The organism is Rhizobium hidalgonense, assembly GCF_002914525.1.
Classification (GTDB): Bacteria; Pseudomonadota; Alphaproteobacteria; order Rhizobiales; family Rhizobiaceae; genus Rhizobium; species Rhizobium hidalgonense.
Window position 1 is genome coordinate 153,181 of the sequence record NZ_LODW01000048.1, and the last position, 14,112, is coordinate 167,292.

The following is a 14,112-nucleotide window of genomic DNA, read 5'->3' on the forward strand; positions in this document are numbered from 1 at the left end:
AACACCCCAAAATCGGGAAGGGAACCGTTATGAAGAAAGTTGTGACCGCATTTCTTTTGGCCTGCACCGCAGTCGCCGTGCCTATGAGCGTATCCATGGCGCAGGATGCCAAGCTTGCCCCAATCTCCGACTACGTGACGAGCGACGTAAAACCCTGGCTGAATGACCCTGCTATCATCGAGGCCATCAAGGCGCAGAACGTCGCAAACGCCAATCTCGGCCAGGCCGATATCGACGCCCTCGACAAGAAGTGGCGCGCCGAAGTCGATGGCTCCGACCATTCGATGATCGACGGCGTTCTCGGCAATGCGCTGTCGAAATTCCTTCAGGAAAAGAAGGCTGCTTCCAACGGCAAGATTTCGGAAATCTTCGTCATGGATGCCAAGGGCCTGAACGTCGGTCAAAGCGATCCGACCTCCGACTACTGGCAGGGTGACGAAGGCAAGTTCCAGAAGTCCTTCGGTGCCGGCAAGGAGGCCGTCTTCGTCGACGAGATCGAAAAGGATGAATCGACCCAGACGCTGCAGTCGCAGGCAAGCGTCACGATATCCGATGACAAGGGAACGCCGATCGGCGCCATCACCGTCGGCGTCAACGTCGACGCTCTCTGATCTCAGCTTCTGTGTGATATCGCCCGGAAGCAGCGCACTTCTGGGCGATATGCTTTTTGTCTCCCTGCGGAGGCGATTAGTGGTCCCCCAGGAGCCGGATTTTCAGGTCGTAAATTCTGCGTGACATCAGGCGGCCGTGACGTTACATACGCCTCATGTCGAACGCTTCGATCTACGCCTCGCGATTTTATTGGTACCGCTGCTCCCAGCGGATGCGGGTCTATGCGTAACTGAAGTCGACGCGACGACAACCCGAACAGCCGCTAGTCTACCTGGCGGCTTTTTTTGTTTCGCCCGGTATGACCAAACAGGAGCCATACCGTGTCCGATACCATTGATGATCTGCGAATCCTCGAGATCACCCCGCTGACCAGACCCGCCGATATCATTGCGGAAATCCACCGCGACGACGTGGTCACCGAGACCGTGACCAGCAATCGCGATGCGATCCATAAAATTCTCCAGGGCAAAGACGATCGCCTGATCGTCGTCATCGGCCCCTGCTCTATCCATGACCCGATTGCCGCCCGTGAATATGCCGAGCGGCTCAAGCAGCAGCGACAGCGCTTCTCCGACGACCTCGAAATCGTCATGCGCGTCTACTTCGAAAAGCCCCGCACCACCGTCGGCTGGAAGGGCCTGATGAACGATCCGCATCTCGACGGCAGCTACCGCATCGAGGAAGGGCTGCGCATCGCCCGGCGCCTGCTGCTCGACATCAATGCCATGGGCCTTCCGGCCGGCGTCGAATTCCTCGACACGATCACGCCGCAATATATTGCCGATCTTGTCAGCTGGGGCGCAATCGGCGCGCGCACGACCGAAAGCCAGATCCATCGCCAGCTCGCCTCCGGCCTCTCCTGCCCGATCGGCTTCAAGAACGGCACCGATGGTAGCGCCCGCGTCGCGCTCGACGCGATCCTGGCCGCATCGCAGCCGCACCATTTCCCCGCCGTCACCAAGGACGGCCAGGCGGCGATCGCCTCGACGACAGGCAACGAGGACTGCCACATCATTCTGCGCGGCGGCAAGCAGCCGAACTATGAAGCGGCCGATGTCGAAGCGGTGGTCAGCGAAGCCGTCAAGCTTGGCGTGACCCCGCGCATCCTCATCGACGCCAGCCATGCCAACAGCAGCAAGGATCCGATGAACCAGCCGCGCGTCGTCAAATCCGTGGCCGCGCAGGTCGCCGCCGGAAACAGTCACATCAAGGGCATGATGATCGAGAGCAACCTGGTTGCCGGCCGCCAGGATCTCGTCCCCGGCAAGCCGCTGGTCTACGGCCAGTCCATCACCGACGGCTGCATCGACTGGGACATGTCGATGACGACCCTGGAAGACTTGGCGCAATCCGCCCGCGCGCGGCGCAAGGCAGTCGTCGCAGCCTGATAGACAGCATCAAGCGCGGCGGGCAGACACCCGCCGCCCAACAGGGCGGTGGGGGCCAACCCAGTTATCTCACGGGTAAGCCTACCGGATAGGGCTTCATAACTCACGCCCGGATGATCGATCCAAATTCCGATTTGAAACTGATACGAGCAACGTGGCTACTAACCCACCGCCTCGCCATCATGGGCGGAGCTCGGGACCGGATCACCGACACACGGAATAGTAGCAGATTTAATAGAGCCATGGGTGCATTGAATCGGGCTCGTGTTCAGTCGCGACCCTGTAATAAATACGCATGTCGTCGCGCTCTTTCTCGTAAGTCCACTTCAAGCCCCATCTGCATTCGTCAGTCATGCACTCACGGCTCTTCGATTCGAACATATCGAGTTGAAATGCCTCCCCATTGATTTCGCCGGTAATCGAGCCGGTTTTCCCCTTATCCTTCGATATGAGTTCAAATGCCCCTGCTCGACCATCCAGACAGTAGATCTTCCCGCGATAGGTTCGCTCGCCGGTCTCCAGCTTCCAGAAATTTGTCTTCACCTGCGATACTTTGTAGCGACCCTTGCATTGCTGCCTTTCGGCCGAGCCGATCTCGATCGTTCCCCCATCTCCTCACTCTCGTTCCTCGCAGTCACCTTTCCAAGCACCGGAGTACCCGTTGCGAGGTAGCTTCCCTCGACACCACGGACAAAAATATATGAACATCCTGCGAGCGTGAAACCCATTGCCACCACGGAGCCGGCGATCGTGAAACCACGCAGCGTCCACGCACATCTCAAGGCAGCCAGCAAGTCTATACCTCCAGGTTCATCTTCATGTTTGCGGATGCCAAAAGAGCGAGCAGGAGCAGTGGACGACCAGTCGTTACCAGCCAGGACAGCACTGATATTCAGGTCACAATATTTCTCCCATAATTACGAAGATGAATAACTGTTCTGGCTGATGGCCGCCGCTGGCGTTAAAAGACAGCCCGTTTCTGAAACGGTTCCAAGCAAAGTGTTCGAGTAGGCGGTCTCTCGATATCATCAGATACCCACCACCCCATCATAAAAGGCGGTGTCCCTCTCAAGATCTCACCGGGAAATACCTGACATAGGCAAACTCGTCACCATCTGGTGACCAGCAGGGCACGTTGATCGTGCCCTGCCCGCCGAAAAGCTCGAACAGCGTCTTCAGATTGCCGCCGTCCATATCCATCAGCCGCAGCCGCACGTCGAGGTCGCGCGGATGGTCGAACACCGAGGGGTCGTAGGACAGGATCAGCACCTTGTCATTCCTGGGCGACGGATGGGCGAACCAGTTGCCCTGATTGTCCGAGGTTACCTGTTCCAGCCCGGTGCCATCGGGGTGAATGCGCCAGATCTGCATCAAACCGGTGCGGCTGGAATTGAAATAGATCCATTGCCCGTCGGCGGAATAATCCGGCCCGTCGTTGCGGCCCTCGCCATGCGTCAGCCGCGTCTCGGCGCCGCCGTCGACGGAGATCGTATAGATGTCGAAGAGATCGTCGCGGATGCCGCAATAGGCGAGCTGACGCCCATCCGGAGACCAGCCGTGCCAATAGGAGGGCTGGTTCTCGGTGATCAGCCGCGGCGTGCCGCCCTCGATCGGCAGGATATAGATCGTCGACTTACCGAATTCGGTCTTGTCGGAGATGACGATCTCGGTGCCGTCGGGCGAAATGCCGTGATCATTGTTGCAGTTGACGGCAAAGCCGGTATCGACCTGGGTGACTTCGCCGCCGTGAAGCGGCAGCCGGAAAAGCAGACCGTCGCCGTTCAAGAGCAGGTAGGAACCATCAGGCGAGAAGTTCGGCGCCTCCACCAGCTTGTCCGTCTGCCAGACTTCGCGCGCCCTGCCCGTCCTGACATTGTAGATCTCAACCGAGCTGCGCATGTTTCCTCCCTTGTATTCGATCGCGCTAGCGATCGCGGAACCGGTTGGTGATCGGATAGCGCCGGTCGCGGCCGAAATTCTTCTTGGTGATCTTTACCCCGGGCGCCGATTGCCGGCGCTTGTATTCGGCGAGATAGAGCAGGTGCTCGACGCGGTGAACGGTGGCGACGTCGTGGCCGCGCGCGACGATCTCATCGACCGCCATCTCCTTTTCGACAAGGCATTCGAGAATATCGTCGAGCACGGGATAGGGCGGCAGCGAATCCTGATCCTTCTGGTCGGGACGCAGTTCGGCCGATGGCGCCTTGTCGATGATATTTTTCGGGATCACCTCGCCCGACGGCCCGAGCGCACCCGGCGGCACATTCTCGTTGCGCCAGCGCGACAGTGCATAGACCTGCATCTTGTAGAGGTCCTTGATCGGATTGAAGCCGCCGTTCATGTCGCCATAGAGCGTGGCGTAGCCGACCGACATTTCCGATTTGTTGCCCGTCGTCACCACCATTGCGCCGAACTTGTTGGAGATCGCCATCAGGATGACGCCGCGCGCCCGGCTCTGCAGGTTCTCCTCGGTGACGCCGCTGTCCGTACCCTCGAAGAGGCTGGCGAGCGCGCTGCTGAACCCCGTCACCGGCTGTTCGATCGGCACGATGTCGTAACGGCAGCCGAGCGCTTTGGCGCAGTCGGCGGCGTCCTTCAGCGAATCCTCGGATGTATAGCGGTATGGCAGCATGACGGTGCGCACCCGCTCTTCGCCCAGCGCATCGACGGCGATGGCCGCGCAGATCGCCGAGTCGATGCCGCCGGAAAGGCCGAGCACCACCGTCTTGAAGCCGTTCTTGTTGACGTAATCGCGAAAGCCGAGCAGGCAGGCGCGGTAATCGGCCTCCTCGCCTTCCGGGATATGCGCCATCGGCCCTTCGGCGCAGTGCCAGCCGGCCTCGCCGCGCTTCCATGTGGTCACCGCCAACGCCGTCTCGAACTGGCTCATCTGGAAGGCAAGCGACTTGTCGGCGTTGAAGGCAAAGCTGGCGCCGTCGAAGACAAGCTCGTCCTGACCGCCGAGTTGAGCGGCATAGACCAGCGGCAGGCCGGTCTCGATCACCTGCTTCAGCACCACCTGATGACGGATATCGACCTTGCCGCGATAATAGGGAGAACCGTTCGGCGACAGCAGAATCTCGGCCCCGCTTTCGGCCAACGTCTCGCAGACGCCGAGATCGCCCCAGATATCCTCGCAGATCGGAATGCCGATGCGCACGCCGCGAAAATTCACCGGCCCCGGCATGGCGCCCTGGTTGAAGACGCGCTTCTCGTCGAATTCGCCATAGTTCGGCAAATCGATCTTGTCGCGCACCGCGATCACCTTGCCACCGTCGAGCACGGCGACGGAATTGTAGCGCCCGGTCTCGTCCTGGCGGGGAAAACCGATGAGAATGCCCGGCCCGCCATCGGCGGTGTCGGCGGCGAGAGCCTCGACCGCTTTCCAGCAGGCGCGGATGAAGGCCGGCTTCAGCACCAGGTCTTCAGGCGGATAACCGGAAATGAAAAGCTCGGTCAGAACGAGCAGATGCGCGCCCTCCCGGCCCGCGTCGGCGCGCGCTTCGCGTGCCTTGGCGAGATTGCCGGCGACATCGCCGACCGTTGGGTTGAGCTGCCCGATGGCAATGCGGAGGATATCGGAGAGAGCGTTTTCCTGTGTCATGTCATTTATTTAGCCTGCGCCTTCCGCAACGGCAACATGTTCGCCCCGAAAGCGGCGCTTCCCAGAGACGAAATTTTTATGAACGAATCGCACGGCGCGACGCGGCATCGATACGCATTGCAATTTGCCGGCAGAGCGGAATACTGGCCCCGAAAGCGATCCTAGCGATAACCGGCACCGGAAACAGGCAATGTCTAATCTTTCGAACTTCATGCACCATCATTTCGACAAGCCGGCCAACGAACTCGGCGATATCGAAAAGCGCGTGCTCGCAAGGGCGCACGAGCGCAAGGTCATCTCGACCGACGTCAACGCCGCTCTTTCCGCCGAGGCCTCGTTCGGCGAGCGTGTCGCCGACGGCATCGCCCGCGTCGGCGGTTCCTGGTCCTTCATCCTCGCCTTCCTGGCGTTCCTTGTCGTCTGGACACTGATTAACACCATCATCCTGGCGACCGGCGCTTTCGACCCCTATCCCTTTGTCTTCCTCAACCTGATCCTGTCGATGCTGGCCGCCATCCAGGCGCCGATCATTATGATGTCGCAGAACCGCCAGGCCGAACGTGACCGCTTCGAGGCCGCCAAGGATTACGAAGTCAATCTCAAGGCCGAACTCGAGGTACTCTCGCTCCACCAGAAGATCGACATGAGCGTGCTGACAGAGTTGACGGCGCTGCGCGAGGATGTCGCCCGCCTCAGCGCCGCGCTTTCCGCAAAGAGCTAGCCGCCCTCGCAAGGATCAATCACCCGGGCCTGCAAACAGGATAAGATTTCCATCCGGATCGAGCACGATAAAGTTTCTGGCGCCCCAGGGTTCTTTCCTCAAGGTTTGGTGAAACGGCACTCCAGCGGCCTGGAAATCCAGGAAGAGGCGCTTGATCTCGTCCGACGTATCGACGGCAACCGACGCTGAAAGCAGATGTTCGCGTTGCCTGATGTCGCCGACGAACACAGGCTCCCACACCTTCCGCAGGGCGATTTGCGCATTGTCGCGGATAACCTGCCCGTAAAAAGGCGGATCGCCGTAAAGGAAGTCGATCGTGAAGCCGAGTTGGCTGGTGAAGAATTGACACGACGCCTCGATGTCGGCAACGAAGAGCTGGGCCGATATCGAACGCAGAACGGGCTCAGGTGTGGATTGCTTTTTCGGATCTGCCATGACTGCGGCTCCTGTTTTGAGCGCCTGCCATCCCTCGAACCCCAACTGACGCGCGATTAGATCCTGCGCGTCCGCGAGCCTGAAGCTCGCTTCCAGCACTTCTTTGTCATCAAGATGCTGGAAGCGGGACAAGGCTGCTCTGATTTCGGCCGCCACCGGATAGTAGCCTTCACGATGCCACCGCAGATATTGCTTGGCCTGTTTTTTGAGGTTTTCGAGATTCGGCATGGGCGCAACTGTTAATACAGTGTAGGCGGGCATTGCCCTTTCGGCATTGGTCCGAAGCGCCCTACGCAGCACACCAAGTCTAGCCTCGGCGACCCACTATTGTCAATCTAAACGGGATACCTGTCATATTGCGGCAGCCCATCTGATATCTCGTAGAAATCGCCCTTGTCGGCGCAGTAAATATGGTGGCTGAAGACAAGACCGCTTGGTTCGTCGAAGGCGCCCGCCATCACGGAAATCTCGGGCGATTGATCGCCCTGCCAGAACAGCGCCGAGCCGCAATTCGAACAAAAGCCGCGCTGGGCTTCGGCGCTCGAGCGATACCAGCGGATCGCGCCGGCGTCATCCACCGAGAGGGCTGCGCGCGGCACGTTGACTGCGGCGTAATAGAACCCGGTCTGCCTGCGGCATTGCGAACAATGGCAGCCGACGACGGGTCCGGGCTTTGACCCAATTGAAAATCGCACGGCGCCGCAAAGACAGCCGCCTGTATGCCGTTCGGTCATAATCGCTCTCCCATTTTATGAGTGAAAATTGCCGCCGATCGCGCTTGCCGTCAAATCCATTCCGCTCAACAAAATCATCAGAAATCTTGAAGGCCGCCGGTGATTTGGCTTGAGACACACTGTTGCCGGTCGACAACGCTCACCAACCTCCTCCCATCGCCGGTTGCATCAATCGCCGTTGTGGGCGATAATCCTGATGCAATTCATACAACCGCTGGGAGACTGACATGAGAGCGACCCTGTCCACACAGAAAGGAAACATCGCCCACAAGGACATTCTGCCTCATGAATATTCGGTTCGCCCGCGCGAGGAAAAGCTCGCGACGCCATAACCCCTTCCTGAAACTCTTCCCCGACCATTCGAACGCCGCCGACCGCGAGCGGCGCCGGTCGCGCATGCGAAAATTCCTCTCCTACTATCGCCCGCATCTGCCTTTGCTGCTGGCGGATCTGGTGTGCGCCATCCTCGTCGCCGGCACGGCGATCGCACTGCCACTCTGCGCCAATGTCGTCACCAGCCGGCTTCTCACGCTGCCTGACGCGCCACAAGCTTTCACACACATCCTTGCGATGGGCGGCGTGATGCTGGCTGTTCTGGCGGTCCAGATGGTCGCCATCTTCTTCGTAGACTATCGCGGCCACGTCATGGGCGCCCGCATCGAGGCGACGGTCCGGCAGGAGCTCTTCGAGCATTGCCAGAAGCTCTCCTTCAGCTTCTACGATCGCCAGCGCACCGGCCAGCTGATGAGCCGCATCACTAACGATAGCCTTTGGTTGGGCGAACTGTTTCACCACGGTCCAGAGGACCTTTTCATCGCCGTGCTGAAATATGGCGGCGCCATGCTGGTGCTATTCTTCATCGATCCGCCCTTGGCCGGCCTCATCCTGCTGCTGACGCCTGTCGCGGTGATCTATGCGCTCTATTTCAACCGGCGCATGAACCGCGCGCTCGAAGCCAGCAAGCACCAGATCGCCGCCGTCAACGAGCGCGTGGAGGATGCGCTCGCCGGCATCCGCGTCGTTCAGTCCTTCGCCAACGAGGCACTGGAAAGGCAGCGCTTCGCCGAGCAGAACCGGCGCTTCCTGCAAAGCCGCGCCGACGGCTACCGCAGCGAGGCGTGGTTTTCTGTCGGCACCGAAACTTTCGCCCAGCTCGTCACCATACTGGTGATCGTCGTCGGGGGCTTACGCATCCTGGCAGAGCATCTCACCGTCCCCGATATGCTGACCTTCCTGCTCTGCGTTGCCGTCCTTGTCGACCCCGTTCAGCGGCTCGCCAATTTCGTGCGTCTCTGGCAGGAAGGCTATACCGGTTTCATCCGGGCGATGGAAATCCTGGAGATCGACCCTGATATCACCGACCGGCCGGCCGCCCAGCCGATGCCGGCGCCCAAAGGCGAGATCAGCTTTACCGATGTCGCTTTCGGCTACGAGGCCGATGGTCCGCGGGTGCTGGAGCGGCTATCGCTCACAATCGCGCCGGGCGAGTTCGTTGCCCTGGTCGGTCCTTCCGGGGTCGGCAAGAGCACGCTGTGCGCGCTCATCCCACGCTTCTACGATGTCGAGGCCGGCGCAATCCGCATCGACGGCACCGATGTAAGAGATGTGACGCTGGCCTCGCTGCGGCGTCATGTCGGAGTGGTGCAGCAGGATGTCTATCTCTTTGCCGGCACCGTGGCGGAGAACCTGCGCTACGGCAGGCCCGACGCCAGCGATAGGGAGTTGGAAGCGGCCGCCCGCGCCGCCAATGCGCACGACTTCATCATGGCCCTGCCCCAGGGCTATGACACCGATATCGGCCAACGCGGCGTCAAGCTCTCCGGCGGCCAGCGCCAGCGCATCACCATCGCCCGCGCCTTCCTCAAGGATCCGGAGATCCTGATTTTCGACGAGGCGACCAGCGCACTCGACAATGAGAGCGAACGGGCGGTGCAACAGGCGCTACTGAATCTCTCGAACGGGCGAACCACTTTGGTCATCGCCCATCGCCTGTCGACCGTCCGCCATGCCGACCGGATCCTGGTTCTGACGGCAGACGGCATCGTCGAACAGGGCACCCATGACCAGCTCATGGCGCATGACGGCGTCTATGCCAACCTGCACAGCGTCCAGGCGAGCATCTGACGGAATTGTCGACTCCGCAACAATAAAAAAACCCGGCTCGCGCCGGGTTTTTCGTCATCCGTTTCCGGTATCTCAGCCGTTGGCGACCATGCGCTTCTCGTCGCGACCGCCCTTCATGCGCTCGGCAAGCAGGAAGGCAAGTTCGAGCGCCTGGTCGGAGTTGAGGCGCGGGTCGCAATGGGTGTGGTAGCGGTCCTGCAGGTCGTCGGCGGTTACAGCGCGGGCGCCGCCGGTGCATTCCGTCACATCCTTGCCGGTCATCTCGACATGGATGCCGCCGGGATGCGTGCCTTCGGCGCGGTGGATTTGGAAGAAGCTTTCGACTTCCGACAGGATCCGTTCGAAGGGACGGGTCTTGTAGTTGTTGAGGGTGATCGTGTTGCCGTGCATCGGGTCGCAGGACCAGACGACCTTGCGGCCCTCGCGCTCGACGGCGCGGATGAGCCGCGGCAGGTTTTCGGCGACCTTCTCATGGCCGAAGCGGCAGATCAGCGTCAGGCGCCCGGCTTCGTTAGCCGGATTCAGAATGTCGATCAGCTGCAGCAGGTCGTCGGCCTGCAGCGACGGGCCGCATTTCAGGCCGATCGGGTTCTTGATGCCGCGGCAATATTCGATATGCGCATGGTCGGCCTGGCGTGTGCGGTCGCCGATCCAGATCATGTGGCCTGATGTGGCATACCAGTCGCCGGAGGTGGAATCGACGCGGGTCAGCGCCTCCTCGTAGCCGAGCAGCAGCGCCTCATGGCTTGTGAAGAAATCGGTTTCGCGCAGGCTCGGGTGGTTTTCCGAGGTGATGCCGATCGCCTTCATGAAATCCATAGTTTCGCTGATGCGGTCGGCAAGCTTGCGGTAGCGCTCGCCCTGCGGGCTGTCCTTGACGAAGCCGAGCATCCACTGATGGACGTTTTCGAGATTGGCGTAACCGCCCATCGCGAAGGCGCGCAGAAGGTTCAGCGTCGCAGCCGATTGGCGGTAGGCCATGGCCTGACGCTCCGGGTTCGGAATGCGCGACTCCTCGGTGAATTCGATGCCGTTGATAATGTCGCCGCGATAGGCCGGCAGCGTCACGTCACCCTGCTTCTCGACATTCGAGGAACGCGGCTTGGCGAACTGGCCGGCGATGCGGCCGACCTTGACGACCGGCAGCTGCGCGCCGAAGGTCAGCACGACGGCCATCTGCAGGAAGGCGCGGAAGAAGTCGCGAATATTGTCGGCGCCGTGCTCGGCGAAGCTCTCGGCGCAATCGCCGCCCTGCAGCAGGAAGCCATTGCCCTCTGCGACATTGGCGAGATGCTTCTTCAGGCGGCGCGCTTCACCGGCAAAGACGAGCGGCGGATAGCTGGCGAGCGTGGCCTCCGTTGCCGCCAAAGCGGCCTCATCCGGATATTCCGGAACCTGCAGGATGGGCTTTTGCCGCCAGCTGCTCGGGGTCCAATTCTCTGCCATCTCACTCACCTCATTCACATCCGTCCCTGGGATGCACCTATCCTTGATTGCGGCGGCTTATAGACCTTTAGATCGGGCTTGCAAAGGCCATTCGCTGCAAGCTCCATGCCGCGCCGCTGCCATCACCCGATGCTCGCACATAGGTAGCAAAAATCGCCGATTCCATCGTTAAACCGGCATATACCACGTCGATTTCCCTATATTTCAGAATTTAAATGTAAAACGGCAAGGAGTTTCAACATCGGGGACCTGTGATGGCCATCCTTCCGTCGCGCTTCGTATCGGATCGTTCAGGCAATTTCGGCATCATGACGGCATTGTTGATGGTGCCGCTTCTTGGCACGGCGGGCATGGCGGTGGATTTCGGTCACGCCCTGAGCCTGCGCACGCAGCTGTTTGCCGCCGCCGACGCCGCCGCCGTCGGCTCGATCGCCGAAAAATCCGGCGCGGTCGCCGCCGCCATGACCATGAGCGGCAATGGCACGATCTCGCTTGGCAAGACCGATGCTCGCAGCATCTTCATGTCGCAAGTATCGGGAGAATTGGCGAACGTGAATGTCGATCTCGGCATCGACGTTACCAAGACCGCCAACAAGCTGAATTCGCAGGTTTCTTTCACCGCAACAGTGCCCACCACCTTCATGCGCGTTCTCGGCAAGGATTCGATCACCATCTCCGGCACGGCGACGGCCGAATACCAGACCGCGTCTTTCATGGATTTCTACATCCTGCTCGACAACACCCCCTCGATGGGCGTCGGCGCCACCGCGACCGACGTCGCGGCGATGGAAAAGAACACCAGCGATAGCTGCGCCTTCGCCTGCCACGAAACTCAGAACAAAAACAACTACTACAATCTCGCCAAGAAGCTCGGCGTCAGCATGCGCATCGACGTCGTGCGGCAAGCGACAAAGGAGCTGACGCTGACCGCCAAGTCGACGCGTGTTTCTACCAATCAGTTCCGCATGGGGGTCTATACCTTCGGCACCAAGGCCGAGGATGCCAAGCTGACCACCATATCCGACCCGACGGACGATCTCGACAAGGTGCGCAGCTATACCGACGCCGTCGACCTGATGACCATTCCCTATCAGGGTTATAACAACGACCAGCAAACGAGCTTCGACAGCGCCCTGACGCAGATGAAAGACATCGTCACCACCCCCGGCGACGGCAGCACCGCCACGACTCCGCAGAAGATCCTGTTCTTCGTCTCGGATGGCGTCGGCGACAGCGAAAAGCCGAAGGGCTGCACCAAGAAACTGACCGGCAATCGCTGCCAGGAGCCGATCGACACTTCCTTCTGCCAACCGCTGAAGGACAAGGGCATCCGGATCGCGGTGCTCTACACCACCTACCTGCCTCTGCCGAAAAACAACTGGTACAACACGTGGATCAAGCCCTTCCAGGGCGAAATCCCGACGAGAATGCAGGCATGCGCTTCGCCGGGCCTCTATTTCGAGGTGACGCCGACCGAAGGTATTGCCGATGCGATGAAGGCGCTTTTCCTCAAGGTCATCCGCGCGCCGCGCATCACCAGCTAGGCGCTCACGGGAAAACTCAGATGCGCTGCCCGTCACGGACCCGATAGGTCGGCGCGTACATGGTGACGAGTTCTTCGGCCGCCGTCGGATGCAGCGCCATGGTCTGGTCGAAATCGTCCTTGGTGCAGCCGGCCTTCAGCGTGACGCCAAGCAACTGCGCCATCTCGCCGGCATCGTGGCCAAGGATATGGGCGCCCACCACCTTGCGGCTTGCGGCATCGACGATCAGTTTCATGATCATTCGCTCGGCCCGGCCGGAAAGCGTCGCCTTCAGCGGCCGGAACTGGGCCCGGTAAACCTCGAGCTCGCCGTAGCGCTTGCCCGCCTCCTCTTCCGAAAGACCGACGGTGCCGATCTCCGGCTGCGAGAAGACGGCGGTCGGGATCAGCTCGTAGTCCGGCCGGGTCGGATTGTTCTTGTACTCGGTCTCGATGAAGCACATCGCCTCGTGGATCGCCACCGGCGTCAGCTGTACCCGGTTGGTGACATCGCCGAGCGCATAGATGTTTTCGACATTGGTGCGGGAATAGTCGTCGACGATAATCGCGCCGCGCTCGTCGACGGCGACGCCGGCCGCATCGAGGCCGAGGCCTTCGGTGTTCGGATCGCGCCCGAGCGCCAGCATGACGACGTCGGCTTGCAGCGTGCCGCTGTTCAGGGCCTCCAGAACGAGGCCGCCCTCACCCTTCGAAACCTTCTGCAGCGTGTCGTGGCAGAGGATGCGGATGCCCTTGGCGACCATCGCCTCATGCAGACCGCGCCGCAGATCCTCATCGAAGCGCGACAGGATCTCGGCGCCGCGATAGATCAGCGTGGTCTCGACACCGAGGCCGTGGAAGATGTTGGCGAACTCGACGGCGATATAGCCGCCGCCTGCTATCACAATCGATTTCGGCAGCTCTTCGAGATGAAAGGCCTCGTTGGAGGAGATGCAGAACTCGTGGCCGGGAAGGGCCGCATGCGGGTTCGGTCGTCCGCCGGTGGCGATCATGATCGTCTTTGCCGTCACCGTCTGACCCGTTTTCACAAGCCGCACCGTATGGGCGTCGACGAGTTCGGCGCGCGTTTCCAGGATCTCGGCATTGGCGCCGGCGAGACCCTTCTTGTAGAGGCCTTCCAGCCGGGCAATTTCGGCATCCTTGGCCGCCACCAGCTTCTTCCAGTCGAAGCTGCTGTCACCGACCGTCCAGCCGAAGCCGGCCGCATCCTCGAAATGCTCATGGAACTGCGAAGCATAGACGAAAAGCTTCTTCGGCACGCAGCCGCGAATGACGCATGTGCCGCCGTAGCGGTACTCCTCGGCAATCGCCACCTTTTTGCCGAGCGAGGCCGCGACACGCGCGCCGCGCACGCCTCCGGAACCGCCGCCGATGACGAAGAGGTCGTAGTCGTAGGAAGACATGAGGAACTCCGGAAGGGAATCGCAGGAAGGATGTTCCTGATATAGAGCCTTTCCTGGTTAGATTGAAGCATTCTGCCGGAGCAGGTTTTCGTCAGGGCAGAG

General features: G+C 60.6%; 11 protein-coding genes and 1 pseudogene. 5 read left to right on the forward strand and 7 right to left on the reverse strand.

Translation table 11 applies throughout. The annotated features are described in order from the left end of the window. Positions 1 to 29: 29 nt before the first annotated feature. Complete coding sequence (locus tag ATY29_RS10630; RefSeq protein ID WP_097532701.1) at positions 30 to 611, forward strand: hypothetical protein; 582 nt, start codon at positions 30 to 32, stop codon at positions 609 to 611. 321 nt (positions 612 to 932) lie between these two features. Beyond that, positions 933 to 2,000 carry a 3-deoxy-7-phosphoheptulonate synthase gene (locus ATY29_RS10635; RefSeq protein ID WP_097532702.1) on the forward strand — a complete coding sequence of 356 codons (1,068 nt, stop codon included), beginning with the start codon at positions 933 to 935 and terminating at the stop codon, positions 1,998 to 2,000. 231 nt (positions 2,001 to 2,231) lie between these two features. Here ATY29_RS10635 and ATY29_RS10640 read toward each other — a convergent pair. The 3 genes and pseudogenes from ATY29_RS10640 to ATY29_RS10650 all read right to left on the reverse strand — a co-directional run bounded on the left by ATY29_RS10640 (position 2,232) and on the right by ATY29_RS10650 (position 5,604). Next, positions 2,232 to 2,794: pseudogene (locus ATY29_RS10640) on the reverse strand (hypothetical protein). Positions 2,795 to 3,068: 274 nt separating this feature from the next. Beyond that, a complete protein-coding gene (locus ATY29_RS10645) occupies positions 3,069 to 3,899 on the reverse strand; it encodes a TolB family protein (protein ID WP_003569065.1) in 831 nt (276 codons plus the stop codon). Between the two features lie 25 nt (positions 3,900 to 3,924). Next, positions 3,925 to 5,604: an NAD+ synthase gene (locus ATY29_RS10650; RefSeq protein ID WP_097532703.1), complete on the reverse strand. Its 1,680-nt coding sequence runs from the start codon at positions 5,602 to 5,604 to the stop codon at positions 3,925 to 3,927. A 190-nt stretch (positions 5,605 to 5,794) separates the two neighbouring features. Here ATY29_RS10650 and ATY29_RS10655 point away from each other — a divergent pair, with 190 nt between their 5' ends. Then, complete coding sequence (locus ATY29_RS10655; RefSeq protein WP_003569068.1) at positions 5,795 to 6,325, forward strand: DUF1003 domain-containing protein; 531 nt, start codon at positions 5,795 to 5,797, stop codon at positions 6,323 to 6,325. Positions 6,326 to 6,340: 15 nt separating this feature from the next. Here ATY29_RS10655 and ATY29_RS10660 read toward each other — a convergent pair whose 3' ends face one another. Next, on the reverse strand, positions 6,341 to 6,988 hold the full coding sequence (locus ATY29_RS10660) for a VOC family protein (protein WP_025416320.1): 648 nt from the start codon (positions 6,986 to 6,988) through the stop codon (positions 6,341 to 6,343). Between the two features lie 107 nt (positions 6,989 to 7,095). Further along, positions 7,096 to 7,494 (reverse strand): GFA family protein, encoded by a 399-nt coding sequence (locus ATY29_RS10665; RefSeq protein WP_097532704.1) that lies wholly within the window; start codon positions 7,492 to 7,494, stop codon positions 7,096 to 7,098. A gap of 285 nt (positions 7,495 to 7,779) precedes the next feature. Between ATY29_RS10665 and ATY29_RS10675 the strand changes: the two genes are divergently transcribed. Further along, a complete protein-coding gene (locus ATY29_RS10675) occupies positions 7,780 to 9,618 on the forward strand; it encodes an ABC transporter ATP-binding protein (RefSeq protein ID WP_003569071.1) in 1,839 nt (612 codons plus the stop codon). A gap of 72 nt (positions 9,619 to 9,690) precedes the next feature. Here the strand turns inward: ATY29_RS10675 and ATY29_RS10680 are convergent, their stop codons facing one another. Then, positions 9,691 to 11,064 (reverse strand): class II 3-deoxy-7-phosphoheptulonate synthase, encoded by a 1,374-nt coding sequence (locus ATY29_RS10680; RefSeq protein WP_003569072.1) that lies wholly within the window; start codon positions 11,062 to 11,064, stop codon positions 9,691 to 9,693. Between the two features lie 254 nt (positions 11,065 to 11,318). Between ATY29_RS10680 and ATY29_RS10685 the strand changes: the two genes are divergently transcribed. Next, the gene (locus ATY29_RS10685) at positions 11,319 to 12,608 is read left to right on the forward strand and encodes a vWA domain-containing protein (RefSeq protein WP_003569073.1); all 1,290 of its coding nucleotides are present in this window, start codon (positions 11,319 to 11,321) and stop codon (positions 12,606 to 12,608) included. 16 nt (positions 12,609 to 12,624) lie between these two features. On the opposite strand, the gene gor is transcribed toward ATY29_RS10685, so the two are convergent. Next, on the reverse strand, positions 12,625 to 14,010 hold the full coding sequence (gene gor, locus ATY29_RS10690) for a glutathione-disulfide reductase (RefSeq protein ID WP_003569074.1): 1,386 nt from the start codon (positions 14,008 to 14,010) through the stop codon (positions 12,625 to 12,627). Positions 14,011 to 14,112 lie beyond the last annotated feature (102 nt).

Coding starts and splice junctions, on each gene's coding strand:
- ATY29_RS10675 (WP_003569071.1), top strand. CDS start 7,780: ATGAATATTCGGTTCGCCCGCGCGAGGAAAAGCTCGCGACGCCATAAC.
- ATY29_RS10650 (WP_097532703.1), bottom strand. CDS start 5,604: ATGACACAGGAAAACGCTCTCTCCGATATCCTCCGCATTGCCATCGGG.
- gor (WP_003569074.1), bottom strand. CDS start 14,010: ATGTCTTCCTACGACTACGACCTCTTCGTCATCGGCGGCGGTTCCGGA.
- ATY29_RS10645 (WP_003569065.1), bottom strand. CDS start 3,899: ATGCGCAGCTCGGTTGAGATCTACAATGTCAGGACGGGCAGGGCGCGC.
- ATY29_RS10655 (WP_003569068.1), top strand. CDS start 5,795: ATGTCTAATCTTTCGAACTTCATGCACCATCATTTCGACAAGCCGGCC.
- ATY29_RS10680 (WP_003569072.1), bottom strand. CDS start 11,064: ATGGCAGAGAATTGGACCCCGAGCAGCTGGCGGCAAAAGCCCATCCTG.
- ATY29_RS10660 (WP_025416320.1), bottom strand. CDS start 6,988: ATGCCGAATCTCGAAAACCTCAAAAAACAGGCCAAGCAATATCTGCGG.
- ATY29_RS10685 (WP_003569073.1), top strand. CDS start 11,319: ATGGCCATCCTTCCGTCGCGCTTCGTATCGGATCGTTCAGGCAATTTC.
- ATY29_RS10630 (WP_097532701.1), top strand. CDS start 30: ATGAAGAAAGTTGTGACCGCATTTCTTTTGGCCTGCACCGCAGTCGCC.
- ATY29_RS10665 (WP_097532704.1), bottom strand. CDS start 7,494: ATGACCGAACGGCATACAGGCGGCTGTCTTTGCGGCGCCGTGCGATTT.